Genomic DNA, 15,692 nt, shown 5'->3' with positions numbered 1-15,692 from the left:
TAAAAATAATTTCGAAATAAGAATACCATACAACATTTCATAATCAAAAAAAGAGAAGAATCCCCAGTGTTTATGCGGGTTTTCTTCTCTTTTCTCTTTTTCAAGTGTCGAAAACGGGACTATAATAAGAAAAATAAGGAAAACTGTCAATAATCTGAGAATAATATCTTTTTATTTGCTATTTTTCCCGGAACATACTACGGGCACAGCGGCTTATGGTAAATTGTGGGAGGGCCGGTATATGAAAATGCCTGTCACCGGTAGTTGACTCAAACAAGCCGACATCCGGGGACAGGCACCTTTCTCCCTTAGTATCTTACCGTTTTGCTATTCTGCCGAAAGGAGCCAGTCCCCTCGCAGTTACTGAGGCATATGTACTTTCTGCCCGAAAGAATTCTTCACGATAGCCCGGCCTTCTTCCAGTGATGAAATATAGCCCAGAGCCTTTAACTGCATAACCACGTTGCCCAAAACGGAACCTTCCGTAGGTCCGGCCACGACTTTTTTGCCGGTCTGCTTCGCAGTCAGTTCACACAGCAGCTGATCCTGGATACCGCCGCCCACCATATTGATGCAGGAGATGGTTTTTCCGGTTAAGAGCTCCAGATCTTCGATGGTCTTCTTATATTCATAGGTCAGGCCGTTATAGATAGCCATAGCGATCTCCCCTAAGCCCTCGGGTGTTCCCTGTCCATGGTCTTCACAGTATCCGATTACTTCCTTCATCATATTGTAAGGAGCGTTGAATCTGGGATCATTGGGGTTGATATGGAAATCCTGGCGTTTGGCAGCTTTGGCGGCCGCGATGATGTCGGGGAAAGATACCTCTCCTTCGAACTCGCACCAGTTCCTGCGCAGGTTCTGCATTACCCACAAACCGTTGATGTTTTTCAGGTAACGGATCTTGCCTTCCACACCGCCTTCGTTGGTGTAGTTATATTCGTAGGATTCTTTTGTCAGAATAGGCTCATCCAGCTCCATCCCCAGCAAAGACCAGGTCCCGCAGCTTAAGAATGCGGCGTTTCTGTCCTCAAAAGGCGTTCCGGCTACCGCGGACGCTGTATCATGACTGCCGACCGCTATCATTTTCACACCGGATATACCGGTTTCATCTACCACCTGTTCGCTCAGGTCTCCGATGATGGTACCAGGAGCTACCATCTCACAGAATAATTCCGGCCGGATTCCCACTTTTTTCAGCAGATCCACGTCCAGTGTTCTGTTCTTGGCATCCAGCACCTGGCCGGTGCTGAGCTCTGTATATTCGTTATATTTCTTTCCGGTAAGGAAATAGCCGAACATATCCGGCATCAGCAGGATTTTGTCCGCTTTTTCGTATATGTCGGGTCTCATCTGCATATCCGCATACAGCTGGAATATCGTGTTGAAATTCATGAACTGAATTCCCGTAGTGCCATATAATTCTTCCAGGGGAACGATCTTGCCCACCTCTTCTATGGCGTGTTCCGTGCGGTCGTCCCTGTAGTGGATCGGATTACCGATCACATTTCCTTCCTTGTCCAACAGGCAATAGTCTACGCCCCAGGTATCGATTCCCATACTCTTTATCGGAATTTTTCTGGCTGCGGCTTTTTTCAGTCCTGTCTTCAGTTCGTGGTACATACGGAAGGTATCCCAATAGAAAACATTTCCTACCCATACCGGCTCATTGTAGAAACGGTGTAATTCCTCCAGTTCAATTTTTCCATCCTGGAATTTGCTTAAAATCATTCTCCCGCTGGAAGCTCCAAAATCAAATGCCAAATTGTAAATAGGTTCGCTCATTGTACATATCTCTCCTTTTCTTTATTTCAGCCGTGCGTTTGTTTCTACAGTAAGTAGGTAGTGATAGCTGCACAGCTAATGGCCTGTATGGTTTTATTCCTCTCCACAAGTGACCAGCCGGATACCTTTGTCAGTCAGGATACGTCTCCATTCCTCATCCAGCTTGTCGGTGACCAGTGTGTCACCGGATTTTAAGTCTGTCGTACGGACAAAGGATGCCCGGTTGAACTTACTGCTGTCCATTGCCAAAAAGGTCTGTGTGGCGCAGCGGCGCATGGCCCGTTTGATCTCCGCCTCTTCTTCGTTGGACTCTGTCACACCCCGTTTCAGATCCAATCCTTTACAGGAAATGATGGCGATATCGGCATTGTAATTTTCCAATGTGCGTTCCGCGCTTTTTCCCACCAAAGACAGGGACGCGTCCCTTAAGACCCCTCCCGTAGAAATTACTTTGATTCCTTCCTGACCGGATAATTCAATCAGGACTTCGACTGCGTTGGTGATAACCGTCAGCTTTTTTAATTTTTTTAACTTCTTGGCAATCATCAGGGAGGTGGAAGAGGCATCTAACATCAGGCTGTCCCCTTCTTCGATCATATCGGCCACTCTCGATGCGATCTTTTCCTTTTCTTCCTGATTATTCTTTTCCCGGATGCGAAGCGGCAAATCCAGATTCGTGTTAGAGTTCAACACCGCACCACCATACGTCTTTTTTACAAACCCTTCCTTTTCCAGTTTCTCCAGATCCCGGCGGATGGTCTCTTCTGTAACGTTATAGCGCTGGCTTAATTCAGTCACCAGAACCCTTTGCTCTTTTTGCAGGGTTGCCAATATTTCGTTTTTCCGTTCGATGGCAAGCATTTGCGGCCCTCCCCTTTTTTGTTCTTGTTGTATTTTATGGTATTATAACATATTTCCACTGATATTTATAGTGCTTTTTTGTTATTTTCTTTATTTTTTCCTGTTTCTTTCTGACTGTTTTCTGTTGAAAATATGGGCCGGCCCGATTAACAGCAGTAAGAAAACGCATCCTTGATCAGCTTCATCTGTTCCCCGCAGATGCAAACCACATCAAACCGGCATGGCAGATCCTCCGGCACTTTTCTGACCATCCGGTAATAATCCGCGGTCCTGCAGATGCGGTATATCTTCCGCTGGTCCACGGCCTCCTCCGGTAATCCCCGGCTCTCGTCCAACCGGTATTTTACCTCTATAAAGACCAAATACCTTCCGTCCCGGCCGATTATATCGATCTCTCCCGCCCGGCAGCGAAAATTCCGGCAGAGAATCCGATAGCCGGTACTTTTCAGATACGCTTCGGCCTGGTCTTCATAATCGCTCCCCTTTTGTCGAAGATTCATTGTGGATTCCCCTCCTAATCCGGCAATAATTCCAGAAAAGCTGCCAGGTTCCCGCGTTTTCCATTTGTCGCCCGGTGTGAGAACAGCCACTCCTTCTGGCAGCAGGTACAGATCCTGGCTGTGAACAGATGGCCGCTTAGGATTCCCGCTTCCCTTATGATGATCTGGTTCGCCTTCCACAGATCCAACAGATATTTTCCATTCTCCTTTTGCACCGCAAGTGCAGACATCTGTGCCTCCGTGAATTCTTCACGAAAGGCATCCACCACATCTTTACTCACCTCATAGCATTCCTGTCCGATCGAAGGACCGATCGCAGCCAGGATGTCTGACGGATCGCTCCCGAAATGTTCCCGCATCATACGAACTGCCCCGGCTCCGATTTTTCCAACCGTTCCCCGCCATCCGGAATGTACCAGGGCGATCACACGTTTTACAGGATCTGTGAAAAAAAGAGGGACACAGTCTGCGTAAAACGTAGTCAGTACCAGATTCGGTATATTCGTGATCAGGCCATCCACATCTGTATAAGGGATGGGCCTGGAATAACCGGCGCCTCTGTCTTCCTCTGTGACTATACGGATATTGGCCGTATGTGTCTGTTTGGAAAATACCAGATTCTCCACCGAAAAGCCAATGGAAGAGGCGATCCGGCGGTAATTCTCCCGCACAGCCTCCGGGTCGTCCCCGCGCTCAAAACTCAGATTCATCGAAGCACAGACCCCCTGGCTGACCCCTCCCAGCTTCGTGGAGAATCCGTGCCGGATGATTCCTGTGTCCGAGAGCGCCGGAAATTTCAGATAGGGCGCCGGCCCTTCCGTACATAACTCCATACCGCCGCATTGCTTTTTCGTATCTGAATCTTTCTTAACTATATCTTTCTTAACTATATCTTTCTTATCTGCAACTTTCATTTCTGCATAGCCTGTATCCTGCTCCGCCATATTATATTCTGTCATAGTCCACTCCTTCATTTCTTTCGAAACCTATCGTCCTTGCATCTTACTGTATGATACTTATTTATACTATCTTCTTTTTATTAATTTATAATTTAGGTTAAAATTAATTATACTATAATTCTAATCCCTAATCCACCTTACAGCTATTTTAAATTTATGTTTAAGTTTATGATATGAATGAGAGTTTCGCTTGCGAAACTTTTGCCTGCGGCGGGAAGCGTAAACGGCATCTTCCTGTCCGCCGCAGTGCGATCCCGCGGAACGTTTTTTATTTCATAGGAGCACTTTCATATGAAAAAAACTGTTACCACTGCGGTTTTGTCCGTAATCTTTCCACGGAAAAACCCACAGGGCAACAGTTTTTTTAAAAATTTAATTACTTGATGCATTTATTTATAGAGAGCAAAAATTTTTTCAGCCTTCAATCATCTTCAAAAATTCCCGGGCCTTCTCTTCCACTTTTGACAAGTCGCTGTCTGAGGGCTTGAACACACAGGTAACGGCTTCCTCAAACACTTTATATTTCAAAACGGTCAGAAGTTCCGTCAATTGTTTTGCCGCCTCTCCGCTCCATCCATAGGAGCCGAACACCAGCACCGGTTTATTGATGTTGTTTACCACGTCACTGCTGGAGATCAGATCCATAATGGGTTTGAGAGCCTGCTTGTTAATCGTGGGGGAACCGAAGAGAACCGCGCCAGCCTCATTCATCACTGCCGCCAGCTCTGCCTGCGGATGCTCTATGGCATTATAAAGTTCTGTCTTGATTCCTGCCGCCTCGAAAACTTCCGCAAATTTCTTAGCCATGATTTCGGTATAACCATAAGCAGTTACATAGAAGATGGCTATCTTCTTCTCAAGCGGCTGTTCCGTAGACCAGGCGCGGTACAGCTCCATGGTTTCTTTTAATCTTTCCTGAAGGACCGGGCCATGACTGGTGCAGGCTGTCTCGATCTCAAGTCCTTTTAATTTATCCATTCCCGCGATTACAAACTTCTTGAACGGGGAGAAAATACAGGTGTAATAATTCAGCCGCTCACTGGCATAAGCCGCAGGATACTTGATATACCGGTCCAATACCGAGGGCTCGCAGAAATGGGAGCCAAAGACATCACAGCTGAACAGAACCTTGTCCGCCTTCAGATACGTAAACATCGAATCCGGCCAATGCAGCATAGGAGCCACGATGAAATCCAGTACGACACCGCCGCCCAGATCCAGCTGTTCTCCTGTCACCTGCTTGACCGCCCGGCTCTTGAACTCCATGTTGGTGATATTCGCCAGATTACGGATCGCCGCGGTTGTTCCGATGACTTCCACCTGAGGATTCGCCGCCACGATCTTGCACAGGCTGCCGGAGTGATCAGGTTCTGTATGATTTAAAATGACATAGTCTATGGCGGCCACATCAATATAATTTTCGATGTTATGGAAAAACTCTTCTGAGAATGCATCATGTACGGTTTCAATCAGGGCACATTTTTCACCCTGCACGAGATAGCTGTTGTAGCTGGTACCATAGTTGGTAGTCATAATTATGTCAAATACACGCATAGAAGGATTCTGCACACCAACATAAGAAACATGTTCCGTAATTTTCATTATTTACCTCCAGTGGCGCGTTTACCGCGCCTTGATTTCTACAGAAAAAGGTACACTGTACCTTTTTTCGCATGCTACGCGAAGGGATGGGCGAATGTATTTCGTTCGGCCTTACCTTACATTTTCATTCTAAACATTTTCATTCTGTTAAAAAGAAACAGGCGGGGAAGTTGAAACTTATTCCCCGCCCCTTATATACTATTCTGCCAATTTTACCAGATGAGCATACTTCTCTTTTGCAGATTTTTCTGCTTTTGCGAAAAGATCTTTGGCTCTTTCCGGATTCTGGCGCATCAGTGCGCTGTAACGTACCTCGCTCTGAATGAATTCCTGATAGTCAGCCTTCGGCTCTTTGCTATCTAACTGGAACGGATTCTTGCCTTCTTCTGTACGTCTCGGATCGAAGCGGAAGTTATGCCAGTAACCTGCTTCCACTGCTCTCTTCTCTTCTGCCTGAGCGTTCTTTAAGCCGCCCTTGACACCGTGATTGATACAAGGTGCGTAAGCAATGATCAGGGAAGGTCCGTTGTAGCTTTCTGCTTCTACGAATGCCTTGATACACTGATTCATATCGGAACCCATGGCGATCTGCGCTACATATACATAGCCGTAGCTCATAGCGATAGCTGCCAGGTCTTTCTTCTTCACATCTTTACCGCCTGCCGCGAACTGAGCGGTCGCGCCGGTAGGTGTGGATTTGGAGGACTGTCCGCCGGTGTTGGAGTAAACTTCGGTATCGAATACCAGTACATTTACATCCTGTCCGCAAGCCAGTACATGATCCAGTCCGCCGAAGCCGATGTCATATGCCCATCCGTCTCCGCCGAGAATCCACTGGGATTTCTTGGAGAGATACTGTTTTCCTTTCAGGATCTCTTTGGCTGCGTCACATCCGCAGGCTTCCAGAGCGCCAACCAGATCTGTGGTAGCTTTGCCGTTGGCAGCGCCGCTGTTGTAGGTCTCCACATAGTTTGCAACTGCTTCTTTCACTTCTGCCTTGTCCGTGCTCTCAGCCAGAGCTTCCAGTTTACCTTTTAAGCGGTCACGTAAGGTTTTCTGTCCTAAGAACATACCATAACCAAACTCGGCGTTATCTTCGAACAGGGAGTTCGCCCATGCGGGTCCGTGTCCTTTTTTGTTTACCGTGTAAGGCGTGGAAGGTTCGGAACCACCCCAGATCGAGGAACAACCGGTCGCATTGGAGATATACATTCTGTCACCGAACAGCTGGGTAGCCAGTTTTGCGTAAGGTGTCTCACCACAGCCTGCGCAGGCTCCGGAGAACTCAAGCAGCGGCTGTTTGAACTGGCTTCCTTTTACCGTGTGCTCTTTGAACTTCTCTGCAACTGCGGGCTTGGTATCCAGTTCCCTTGCATAATCGTAAACTTCCTGCTCTTTGAGCTGGCTGTCCAAAGGCTTCATCACTAATGCTTTCTCGCCCTTCTTGCCAGGACATACATTCGCGCAGGCGCCGCATCCGGTACAGTCCAGTACGGTAACAGTCATAGCAAACTTCATATCCGCCACGCCGGTCATCGCAAGGGTCTTGGTTCCTTCCGGTGCATTCGCAGCTTCTTCTTCGGTCATGGCTACCGGACGGATGACTGCGTGCGGGCAGACATAAGAACAGAAGTTACACTGGATACAATTTTCCGGATTCCATTCCGGAACATCTACCGCGATACCACGTTTTTCGTAAGCAGCGGTTCCCTGAGGGAAGGTACCGTCAGCCATATCCACGAATGCGGATACAGGCAGATTGTTTCCTTCCTGAGCATTTACGGGGATCTGGATATTATTTACAAAATCAACAACATCTTTTAAGCCCTTGGTAGCCTTCATGCCCAGATATTCGTCTTCGCAGTCTTTCCACTCCGGTTTTACCGGAACTTCCACCACGTCCATAATACCTCTGTCGATGGCGTCATGGTTCATCTTAACGATGGCCTCGCCTTTTCTTCCATAGGTAGCGGTAGCGGCATCTTTCATATATTTTACAGCGTCGTCAACCGGGATAATGTTCGCCAGTTTGAAGAATGCTGCCTGAAGTACGGTATTGATTCTTCCGCCGAGGCCGATCTCTTTACCAATCTTGATACCGTCGATGGTATACATTTTGATATTGTGCTCTGCCATATAGCGTTTTGCCTGTCCGGGCAGGTGCTGCTCGATCTCTTCCGGAGTCCAGCTGCAGTTTAACAGGAAGCTTCCGCCGTCCTTTAACTCCTGAACCATGTTGTATTTTCTTACATAGGAAGGGTTGTGGCAGGCTACAAAGTCTGCCTGATGGATTAAGTAGGTGGACTTAATCGGTTTCTTACCGAAACGCAGGTGGGACATGGTTACGCCGCCGGATTTCTTGGAGTCATAGTCAAAGTATGCCTGCGCATACATATCCGTGTGGTCACCGATGATCTTGATGGAGTTCTTGTTCGCTCCAACCGTACCGTCCGCTCCCAGACCCCAGAACTTACAGTTCACAGTTCCTTCCGGAGTGGTAACCGGGTTCTCGGTGCGCTCTAAGGACAGATGTGTTACATCATCGTTGATACCAACGGTAAATCTGTCTTTGTCTTTGTTGTTAAATACTGCGATGATATCGCCAGGGGTCGTATCTTTGGAACCAAGTCCGTAACGTCCGCCTACTACCTTAACACCGTCAAACTTCGTGCCTTTTAATGCGGCTACAACGTCCAGGTACAGAGGCTCGCCAAGTGCTCCGGGCTCTTTGGTTCTGTCTAATACGCTGATGAATTTAACGGTTTCAGGAAGAGCATCGATGAAATGGCTTACGCTGAAAGGTCTGTACAGACGTACCTTTAACACACCAACTTTTTCACCCTTGCTTACCAGGTAATCAATCGTCTCTTCAATGGTATCATTGACAGATCCCATGGAAATAATCACATGCTCTGCATCGGCAGCTCCATGGTAGTTGAACAGTTTGTAATCTGTTCCGATCTTTTCGTTTACCTTATCCATGTATTTCTCTACGATGGCAGGCATCTTGTCATAATATTCATTGCAGGCTTCTCTTGCCTGGAAGAAGATGTCAGGGTTCTGAGCGGAACCACGCAGTACCGGATGTTCCGGATTCAGCGCGCGCGCACGGTATGCGTCAACGGCATCCATGTCCACCATTTCCTTCAGATCTTCATAATCCCACATCTCGATCTTCTGGATCTCATGAGAAGTTCTGAAACCGTCGAAGAAATGGATAAAAGGAACCCGTCCTTCGATGGAAGCCAGATGAGCAACCGCGCCCAGGTCCATAACTTCCTGAACGGAGCTGGAGCAAAGCATCGCGAAACCGGTCTGGCGGCATGCGTATACGTCAGAATGGTCACCGAAGATGGATAATGCATGGCTTGCCAATGCTCTGGCGGATACATGGAAGACACAGGGCAGTAATTCACCGGCGATCTTGTACATGTTCGGGATCATTAAAAGCAAACCTTGAGAAGCTGTATATGTAGTCGTCAATGCGCCTGCCTGAAGAGATCCGTGTACGGCACCTGCAGCGCCTCCTTCAGACTGCATCTCTGCAACTTTTACTTCTTGTCCGAAGATGTTCTTTCTTCCCTGTACTGCCCATTCATCCGTATGTTCTGCCATGGGCGAGGACGGGGTGATGGGGTAGATGGCTGCAACGTCGGTAAACGCATAAGAGACATGTGCTGCGGCAGTGTTGCCATCCATGGTTTTCATTTTTCTTCCCATTGTTGTAAATCCTCCTTATGGTTTTTCTTTCTATTGTACATATAATTTGTCTCCGTTCCTATTTTAAATCAGAAGTACCGCAATGTAAAGGGTTAACGGGGGGATTCCCATTGTTTTTTTTGTTGTACAATCTTTGATACAGGACTGTTTTTACTCCTGCTATTTGTTTCTTTCCTCCGCTAACCGTCCATCTTCAATAACTAACGTTTTATCTTTGAACCCTATGATCCATCTGCATGGGTCATCCTCTGTACCTAACTTTTCCTCCCACTCCATTTTATTTGCTTTATCTCCAAAGATTTTTGCAACCGATAAAACCTTCAAGTGAGTTTCACCATTCAGAGAGGTTATATACTTATCTAAATACTCACATCCAATTATAATTACGCTATATACTCTGTCTAATTTCCGCATTCAATGCTGATCTCATTAAACAGCTTAAGTATCTCATCGACCTGCGTATAACCTTTTTCCGTACCGCTTTTATCCAGCACGCACTCCCCCTGATGCATCATCAGCAGCCGGTTGCCGTAGTCCACGGCAAATCTTAAGTTATGGGTCACCATAATGGTAGTCAGTTTCTTTTCCTTGACGATCTTGTCGGTCAGCTCCATAATCGTGTCGGCGGTCTTAGGATCCAGGGCGGCCGTGTGTTCGTCGAGGATCAGAAACTCGATGGGCGTCATGGTGGACATCAGCAGGGCCATGGCCTGACGCTGTCCGCCGGAGAGGGAACCGACTTTTATGTCCATTTTGTCTTCCAGGCCCAGATTCAGCAGGCTTAACTGATCCCGGTAGTAATCCTTGCGTTTTTTGTCCGTGCCTTTTCCCAGGAGATATAACTTACCCTTGTTATCGGCCAGGGACATGTTCTCCAGGATGGTCATGGTCGGACAGGTCCCCATGGCGGGATTCTGATAGACACGGCCGATGTGGCTCATGCGCTTGTACTCTTTTTCTCTGGTGATATCACGGCCGTTCATGAGGATCTGACCGCGCTCGATCCGGATACTTCCGCAGATGATATTGAGCAGAGAAGTCTTGCCGGAACCGTTGCTTCCCACCACAGATACAAACTCGCCGTCCCTGACCGTCAGATCAAAATTGTCAAACAGGCACATTTCATTGATCGTTCCGGGATTGTAATATTTATGAATCTGTTTTAATTCAATCATTGGTCTTCACCTTCTTTTTGAGCTGCATGCTGATCACCAGAATGATCAGGAAAAGGACGGCGGTGATCAGTTTCATATAGGTCGGCGGAAATTTCGCCAGCGCGGTGGCCACACAGGCTTTATACAGGATGGAACCGATCAGGACCGTGGTGGTGGATCGCAGGAAAGTCAGTCCCCGAAGCAGGCTGATTCCAATAATCACGCTGGCCAGGCCGATGACGATGGTTCCGGTTCCCATGGAAATATCAAAGTAGCGCTGCTGCTGTGCCATAACGCTTCCGCCCAGAGCCACCAGGCCGTTGGCAATCGCCAGCCCGACGATTTTGACCAGGCCCTTATCTTTGGCCAGGGAAGTGACCAGAACATCATTGTCTCCGGCCGCCCTTAGAAGGAAACCGGACTTCGTTTTCAGATAGGCATCCAGCAAAAACTTGCAGATTAAGGCCAGGACCAGGACTATAATCAGTGTTTTAAAGTTCGCCATTTCTCCGGTAAAGATGTTGTTTATGAAAGTATTATCAAAGATCGTTTCCCGGCTGAACAAGGGCACATTGGCTTTGCCTGCGACTACCATATTAATGGTATATAGGGCGGTCATCATGATAATTCCGGACAGCAGGTCACGGACCTTTAATTTTACATGAATCAGTCCGGTACAGATGCCGGCCAGGACTCCTGCCGCAAAGGAGATCAACAGGGTCAGATAGGGATTCACCCCATGTGTGATCAGCAGGGCGCTCATCGCCGCTCCCAGCGGAAAGCTTCCGTCAACCGTCAGATCCGGAAAATCCAGAATTTTATATGTGATATATACGCCAAGGGCCATAATTCCAAAGATCAGCCCTTGTTCCAAAACACCTAAGATGATGCCCATACCCTTTCCCTCCATGAAAGAAACTTATAAGAGAGCATCTGCTCCCTTATAAGTGTGACTGTGACTCAATTGTCCGGTTATTTACCGTCATTATTCCGCCGTTATAATTTCCGTGAAAGTTTCGGAAGCCCGGGTCTTTACGCTATCCGGAAGGGAGATACCCAGATCATCCGCCACCTTGGTGTTCAGATACAGTTCACTTCCCGTGATGGTCTCCATCTTGATCTCGCTGGCTTTCTTTTCTCCCTTTAATACCTGGGCCGCCATCTTGCCGGTTTTAATTCCAAGCTCGTAATAGTCAATGCCTTCAGAAGCCAGGCAGCCTATTTTCACCTGTTCGATTTCGCTGCCGAACACCGGAATTTTCTGGGTATTGGCTTTATCCAGAATCGTGGGCAGAGCCGTTACTACCGTATTATCGGTCAGGTTATTCAGGCAGTCCACCTTGGATAACAGATTATCGGCAGCCAGCGGCGCGTCCGCCGTAGTGTTAATCCCGGAGGTTACCAGCTCGAATCCATATTGTCCCACCGCCGCTTCATATTCCGCGATAGTGGATTCACTGTTTACTTCGCTGGTTGTATACATGATACCGATCTTTTTCGCATCGGGCAGCAGTTCCCGTATCATTTTAAGCTGTGCGTCCACCGGCAGCTTATCGCTGGTTCCTGTTACTTCTCCTACCGGCATACCGTCTTCTTTGGCCAGTTCCGCGCCCACCGGGTCATTTACTGCGGTATAGATTACCGGAATCCCGGAATTCATCGCCGCGTTGTAGGCGCTCTGGGCCGCCGGCGTAGCGATCGCGCAGATCAGATCTACTTTATTGGAAACAAAGCCCTGCGGTATTTGATTCGTAATACCCATATCTGCTTCCGCATTTTGATATTCCACGGTCAGGTTCTCACCCTCGATGAACCCTTCCTCAGCCAGACCGGTGAGAAAACCTTCCCGGCAGTTGTCAAGGGAACCGTGCTGCGCGAATTGGGAAATACCGATCGTAAATTCTCCTTCCACCAATCCGCTGGCTGGCTTATTTTCTTCGGAAGCTGCACTGTCTTTGGCTTCTTCCGGTTCCTTTGCCGCCTGGGGATCATCTGTCTGCGGCGCCGGCTGCCCGGACGCCGCCGGCTCCTGTCCCGCGGATGATTCTTTTTGTTCACTGCCGCAGCCCGCTAATAGGGCCGCTGCCATTGTCACACCCAGAATAACTGCTAAGATTTTCTTTTTCATAATAACTTCCTCCTCTTATACCTGTTTTACATTTTTACATGTTCCGTGCCTGGAGCGTCCGCGAGGCGAAACGAAAGCGGTATCTTCCTTTCCGCCGCAGCGCGATCCCGCGGAGCGTTTTATTTCATAAGAACACTTTTCTATAAAATAGAAAAACCGCCCCAAGCAAATGCTTGAGACGGTAATTAACGGATTAATTATCGCGGTACCACTCAAATTGACTGTACAGTCCACTTTGTTCATGTACTTATGATACATGCCGGAGTGGATAACGGGCCCGGTTCCCGTCAGAGCCTACTCTTAACAACTGCTAATTTCGGTCTGCCCTCGAAAGTCCATTCAGTCTGATACGCCATACCGCAATCCCACCGCCTGCGGCTCTCTGTAATCTTGTCATTAGACCTACTACTCTTTCTCAACGGTTTCAATTATTTATCTTGTTTCATAGATTAATACAAATATATGCAAATGTCAAGACTTTGTTCCTGAATTCTTTTCCCTTCTTTTCACTCAAGCATGGCCTTTTCTTTTCTACGGCTGCACAGCCAGGGATTTTTCAAATAACTCCCGCATCTGTTCTACAGTAACCGGATATGGAAAGTTGGCAAGCTTCGCCGTATTGGCCATCATACCGGCCGCATAAGACGTGATCTGCTCTTTGGTCACTTTGATGATTCCTAAAATCTGCTGCATGTACCCCCGGAATGGATCGGCTCCGTCAAAGCCCAGATATTCCAGAACCTGGCGCACCTCTGCTGGTTCTTTCGTCCCATACAGTTCCAGAAATGCAGGCAGGAAGATTCCAACGGCTTTTCCGTGGGGTACGCCCATGTGGTAGGTCAGATAATAGCTCATCCCATGCGGAAATGAAGTTCCGGTATGGCTGATGGACATTCCGCCCAGGGTGGATGTACGCATGAGTTTTTCATACTGTCCGCTGCTCAGCTCCCCCGCTGACAGCGCTTCCTTTAGTTCTCCCCAGAGCTTTAACCCCTGGGCACTGAATAGCCGGCTGTATTCCGTGGTATTTTTGTTCAGATGGCTCTCGATTAAGTGAGCCAGCGTATCTACCGCCGTATTGATCAGCAGCTCCCTGCCTGCGAAAGTCAGGTACTTGGCATCAGCCAGAGAAAGGACAGGGAATACATGGTGGCTCATGCTCTTCTTGGTCTGCAGTTCATGCAGGGTCAAGATCGCATAAGGCGTCACTTCGGAACCGGTGCCCGCCGTGGTGGGTACAGCTGCCACCGGCAGCGCCTCTAATTCTTTCTTCTCATAGAGTACAGAAGGCTCTTCTTCCGGATGGTTCATCAGCAATGCGATCGCTTTTGCCGCATCCATAGGGGAACCGCCTCCGATTCCGACCACAAAGTCCGCCTTCTGTTCCCGGCCAAAGGAAGCCGCCCGGGCAACGGTCTCCACCGACGGATTCTCTTCGATCTCATCGAACAGGCTGTAGCTTACCCCCTTGTCTTCCAGACTCTTTACCACATCCTCATAAGCACCGTTTATCCTGGCAGAATGCCGGCCGGTGACCAGAAGCGCGTGGCTGCCTAACGCTGCCAATTCCTCCCTGTGCTGATAAACACAGTCCTTTTCCAGATACAGCTTAGTTGGCATGTAGAATTTCATATTTTTACCTCCTCTGTTTTTATTGCAGGACTTGTTTCAATCCACGCTCGGTAATTTCACAGAATACGCCTTAAATTTATATGGATTATTTCTATGTGGCTTGTTTCTATATGGCTTATTGCTATATGGATTATTGCTGTATGGCTCTTATTTATGTATCATGCCGCTATCCGCAATGGATTTGACCGCTTCTCTTAACTCCTCCGGCGGCAGCACCAGCGCCAGCCTTACATATCCCTCTCCCAGTGAGCCGAAGCTGCTTCCCGGCGTACAGAGCACACCTGTCTTTTCCATTAACTCCATAACAAAATCATTGGCATTCGTATAGCCTGCAGGCAGCGGAGCCCATACAAACATGGAACCCCGGCTGTCGGGAACCTCCCAGCCGATGTTCCGCAGGCCGCTGCACAGAGCGTCCCTGCGTGCTTCATACTCTCTGCACTGCTCTCTCACCGCATCCTGGGGACCGTTCAAAGCGGCGATGGCCGCATACTGGACCGGATAAAAAATGCCATAGTCAAACTGGGAACGAATCGTCTTAAATGCCTGTACAACCGCGGCATTACCCACTACAAATGATATGCGGGCTCCCGTCAGATTATAGGATTTCGACAGGGAGTAGAATTCCACCCCTACGTCTTTTGCTCCTGGAAAGGAGAGAAAAGATCTGCCCTCGTTTTGATCATAGATGATGTCGGAATATGCATTGTCATGCAGGATCACCACCTGATATTTTCTGGCAAATGCGATCAGTTTTTCGTAGAATTCCTCCGGCGCCACCGCACAGATCGGGTTTGCCGGGTAGGAAACGATCATGAAACGGGCGGCCCGGGCCGTCTCCTCCGGAATCGCATCCAGATCCGGCAGGAAATCATGCTCCGCGCTCAATGGATATTCCACCGTTTTACATCCCGCCAGGGACGGACCGATTTTAAAGATAGGATAGCCGGGATTCGGTACCAGCACCACATCCCCCGGATTGCACAGCGCCAGGCCGATATGGGTGATTCCCTCCTGGGAGCCATAGACGGACATAATCTCGTCGGTTTCAATCTCTACGCCGAATCTTTTCTTATAATGGGCTTTTACCGCCTCCAGAAGCTCCGGCAGATCAGTCAGCGAATATTTGTAGCTGTCAGGCTTTAACGCGGCTTCGGCCACGGCCTGCATTACATGGGGCGCCGGCTGAAAATCCGGTGTTCCCACGGACAGATTATATACTTTTTTACCTGCCCGGATCAGCTTTTCTTTTTCTACATTTAAAATACTGAATATCCCTTCACCAAAATCAGTCAGTCGGGATGCGAACTGTATATCCATTCCTTATATCCTCCTGCGTATTTCCGATTGG

12 protein-coding genes and 1 other annotated feature are annotated in these 15,692 nt (G+C 48.3%); all 12 genes read right to left on the bottom strand.

All coding sequences use genetic code 11. The annotated features are described in order from the left end of the window. Positions 1-360: 360 nt before the first annotated feature. Positions 361-1,785, bottom strand: coding sequence for a rhamnulokinase (locus tag ABC831_RS21455; protein WP_343250118.1), 1,425 nt, complete (start codon positions 1,783-1,785; stop codon positions 361-363). Positions 1,786-1,878: 93 nt separating this feature from the next. Next, on the bottom strand, positions 1,879-2,646 hold the full coding sequence (locus tag ABC831_RS21450) for a DeoR/GlpR family DNA-binding transcription regulator (RefSeq protein ID WP_343250117.1): 768 nt from the start codon (positions 2,644-2,646) through the stop codon (positions 1,879-1,881). 146 nt (positions 2,647-2,792) lie between these two features. After that, positions 2,793-3,146, bottom strand: a complete 354-nt coding sequence (locus ABC831_RS21445; protein WP_343250116.1) for a YraN family protein — start codon at positions 3,144-3,146, stop codon at positions 2,793-2,795. 14 nt (positions 3,147-3,160) lie between these two features. Then, positions 3,161-3,979 carry a peptidoglycan editing factor PgeF gene (gene pgeF / locus ABC831_RS21440; RefSeq protein ID WP_425524613.1) on the bottom strand — a complete coding sequence of 273 codons (819 nt, stop codon included), beginning with the start codon at positions 3,977-3,979 and terminating at the stop codon, positions 3,161-3,163. A 540-nt stretch (positions 3,980-4,519) separates the two neighbouring features. Beyond that, complete coding sequence (locus ABC831_RS21435) at positions 4,520-5,707, bottom strand: FprA family A-type flavoprotein (protein WP_343250114.1); 1,188 nt, start codon at positions 5,705-5,707, stop codon at positions 4,520-4,522. Positions 5,708-5,905: 198 nt separating this feature from the next. Continuing rightward, the gene (gene nifJ, locus ABC831_RS21430; RefSeq protein ID WP_343250113.1) at positions 5,906-9,427 is read right to left on the bottom strand and encodes a pyruvate:ferredoxin (flavodoxin) oxidoreductase; all 3,522 of its coding nucleotides are present in this window, start codon (positions 9,425-9,427) and stop codon (positions 5,906-5,908) included. A gap of 159 nt (positions 9,428-9,586) precedes the next feature. Continuing rightward, complete coding sequence (locus ABC831_RS21425; protein WP_343250112.1) at positions 9,587-9,841, bottom strand: hypothetical protein; 255 nt, start codon at positions 9,839-9,841, stop codon at positions 9,587-9,589. Further along, a complete protein-coding gene (locus ABC831_RS21420) occupies positions 9,829-10,602 on the bottom strand; it encodes an ABC transporter ATP-binding protein (protein WP_343250111.1) in 774 nt (257 codons plus the stop codon). The genes ABC831_RS21425 and ABC831_RS21420 overlap by 13 nt, the downstream gene beginning before the upstream one ends. Beyond that, complete coding sequence (locus ABC831_RS21415; RefSeq protein ID WP_343250110.1) at positions 10,595-11,476, bottom strand: ABC transporter permease; 882 nt, start codon at positions 11,474-11,476, stop codon at positions 10,595-10,597. The genes ABC831_RS21420 and ABC831_RS21415 overlap by 8 nt, the downstream gene beginning before the upstream one ends. A 90-nt stretch (positions 11,477-11,566) precedes the next feature. Continuing rightward, complete coding sequence (locus ABC831_RS21410) at positions 11,567-12,709, bottom strand: ABC transporter substrate-binding protein (RefSeq protein WP_343250109.1); 1,143 nt, start codon at positions 12,707-12,709, stop codon at positions 11,567-11,569. Positions 12,710-12,880: 171 nt separating this feature from the next. Continuing rightward, positions 12,881-13,137, bottom strand: a binding site (T-box leader). A 103-nt stretch (positions 13,138-13,240) separates the two neighbouring features. Continuing rightward, a complete protein-coding gene (locus tag ABC831_RS21405) occupies positions 13,241-14,341 on the bottom strand; it encodes an iron-containing alcohol dehydrogenase family protein (RefSeq protein WP_343250108.1) in 1,101 nt (366 codons plus the stop codon). A gap of 147 nt (positions 14,342-14,488) precedes the next feature. Beyond that, complete coding sequence (locus ABC831_RS21400; protein ID WP_343250107.1) at positions 14,489-15,661, bottom strand: aminotransferase class I/II-fold pyridoxal phosphate-dependent enzyme; 1,173 nt, start codon at positions 15,659-15,661, stop codon at positions 14,489-14,491. Positions 15,662-15,692: the final 31 nt, after the last annotated feature.

The sequence above is a fragment of the Diplocloster hominis genome (assembly GCF_032380655.1).
Taxonomy (GTDB): Bacteria; Bacillota; Clostridia; order Lachnospirales; family Lachnospiraceae; genus Diplocloster; species Diplocloster hominis.
This window is presented reverse-complemented; position numbering and strand designations above follow the sequence as displayed.

Bases quoted from the DNA above. Each gene is read 5' to 3' on its own strand.
- pgeF (WP_425524613.1), bottom strand. From the start codon at position 3,979: ATGGAGTTATGTACGGAAGGGCCGGCGCCCTATCTGAAATTTCCGGCG.
- ABC831_RS21425 (WP_343250112.1), bottom strand. From the start codon at position 9,841: ATGCGGAAATTAGACAGAGTATATAGCGTAATTATAATTGGATGTGAG.
- ABC831_RS21450 (WP_343250117.1), bottom strand. From the start codon at position 2,646: ATGCTTGCCATCGAACGGAAAAACGAAATATTGGCAACCCTGCAAAAA.
- ABC831_RS21420 (WP_343250111.1), bottom strand. From the start codon at position 10,602: ATGATTGAATTAAAACAGATTCATAAATATTACAATCCCGGAACGATC.
- nifJ (WP_343250113.1), bottom strand. From the start codon at position 9,427: ATGGGAAGAAAAATGAAAACCATGGATGGCAACACTGCCGCAGCACAT.
- ABC831_RS21435 (WP_343250114.1), bottom strand. From the start codon at position 5,707: ATGAAAATTACGGAACATGTTTCTTATGTTGGTGTGCAGAATCCTTCT.
- ABC831_RS21400 (WP_343250107.1), bottom strand. From the start codon at position 15,661: ATGGATATACAGTTCGCATCCCGACTGACTGATTTTGGTGAAGGGATA.
- ABC831_RS21410 (WP_343250109.1), bottom strand. From the start codon at position 12,709: ATGAAAAAGAAAATCTTAGCAGTTATTCTGGGTGTGACAATGGCAGCG.
- ABC831_RS21415 (WP_343250110.1), bottom strand. From the start codon at position 11,476: ATGGGCATCATCTTAGGTGTTTTGGAACAAGGGCTGATCTTTGGAATT.
- ABC831_RS21405 (WP_343250108.1), bottom strand. From the start codon at position 14,341: ATGAAATTCTACATGCCAACTAAGCTGTATCTGGAAAAGGACTGTGTT.
- ABC831_RS21445 (WP_343250116.1), bottom strand. From the start codon at position 3,146: ATGAATCTTCGACAAAAGGGGAGCGATTATGAAGACCAGGCCGAAGCG.
- ABC831_RS21455 (WP_343250118.1), bottom strand. From the start codon at position 1,785: ATGAGCGAACCTATTTACAATTTGGCATTTGATTTTGGAGCTTCCAGC.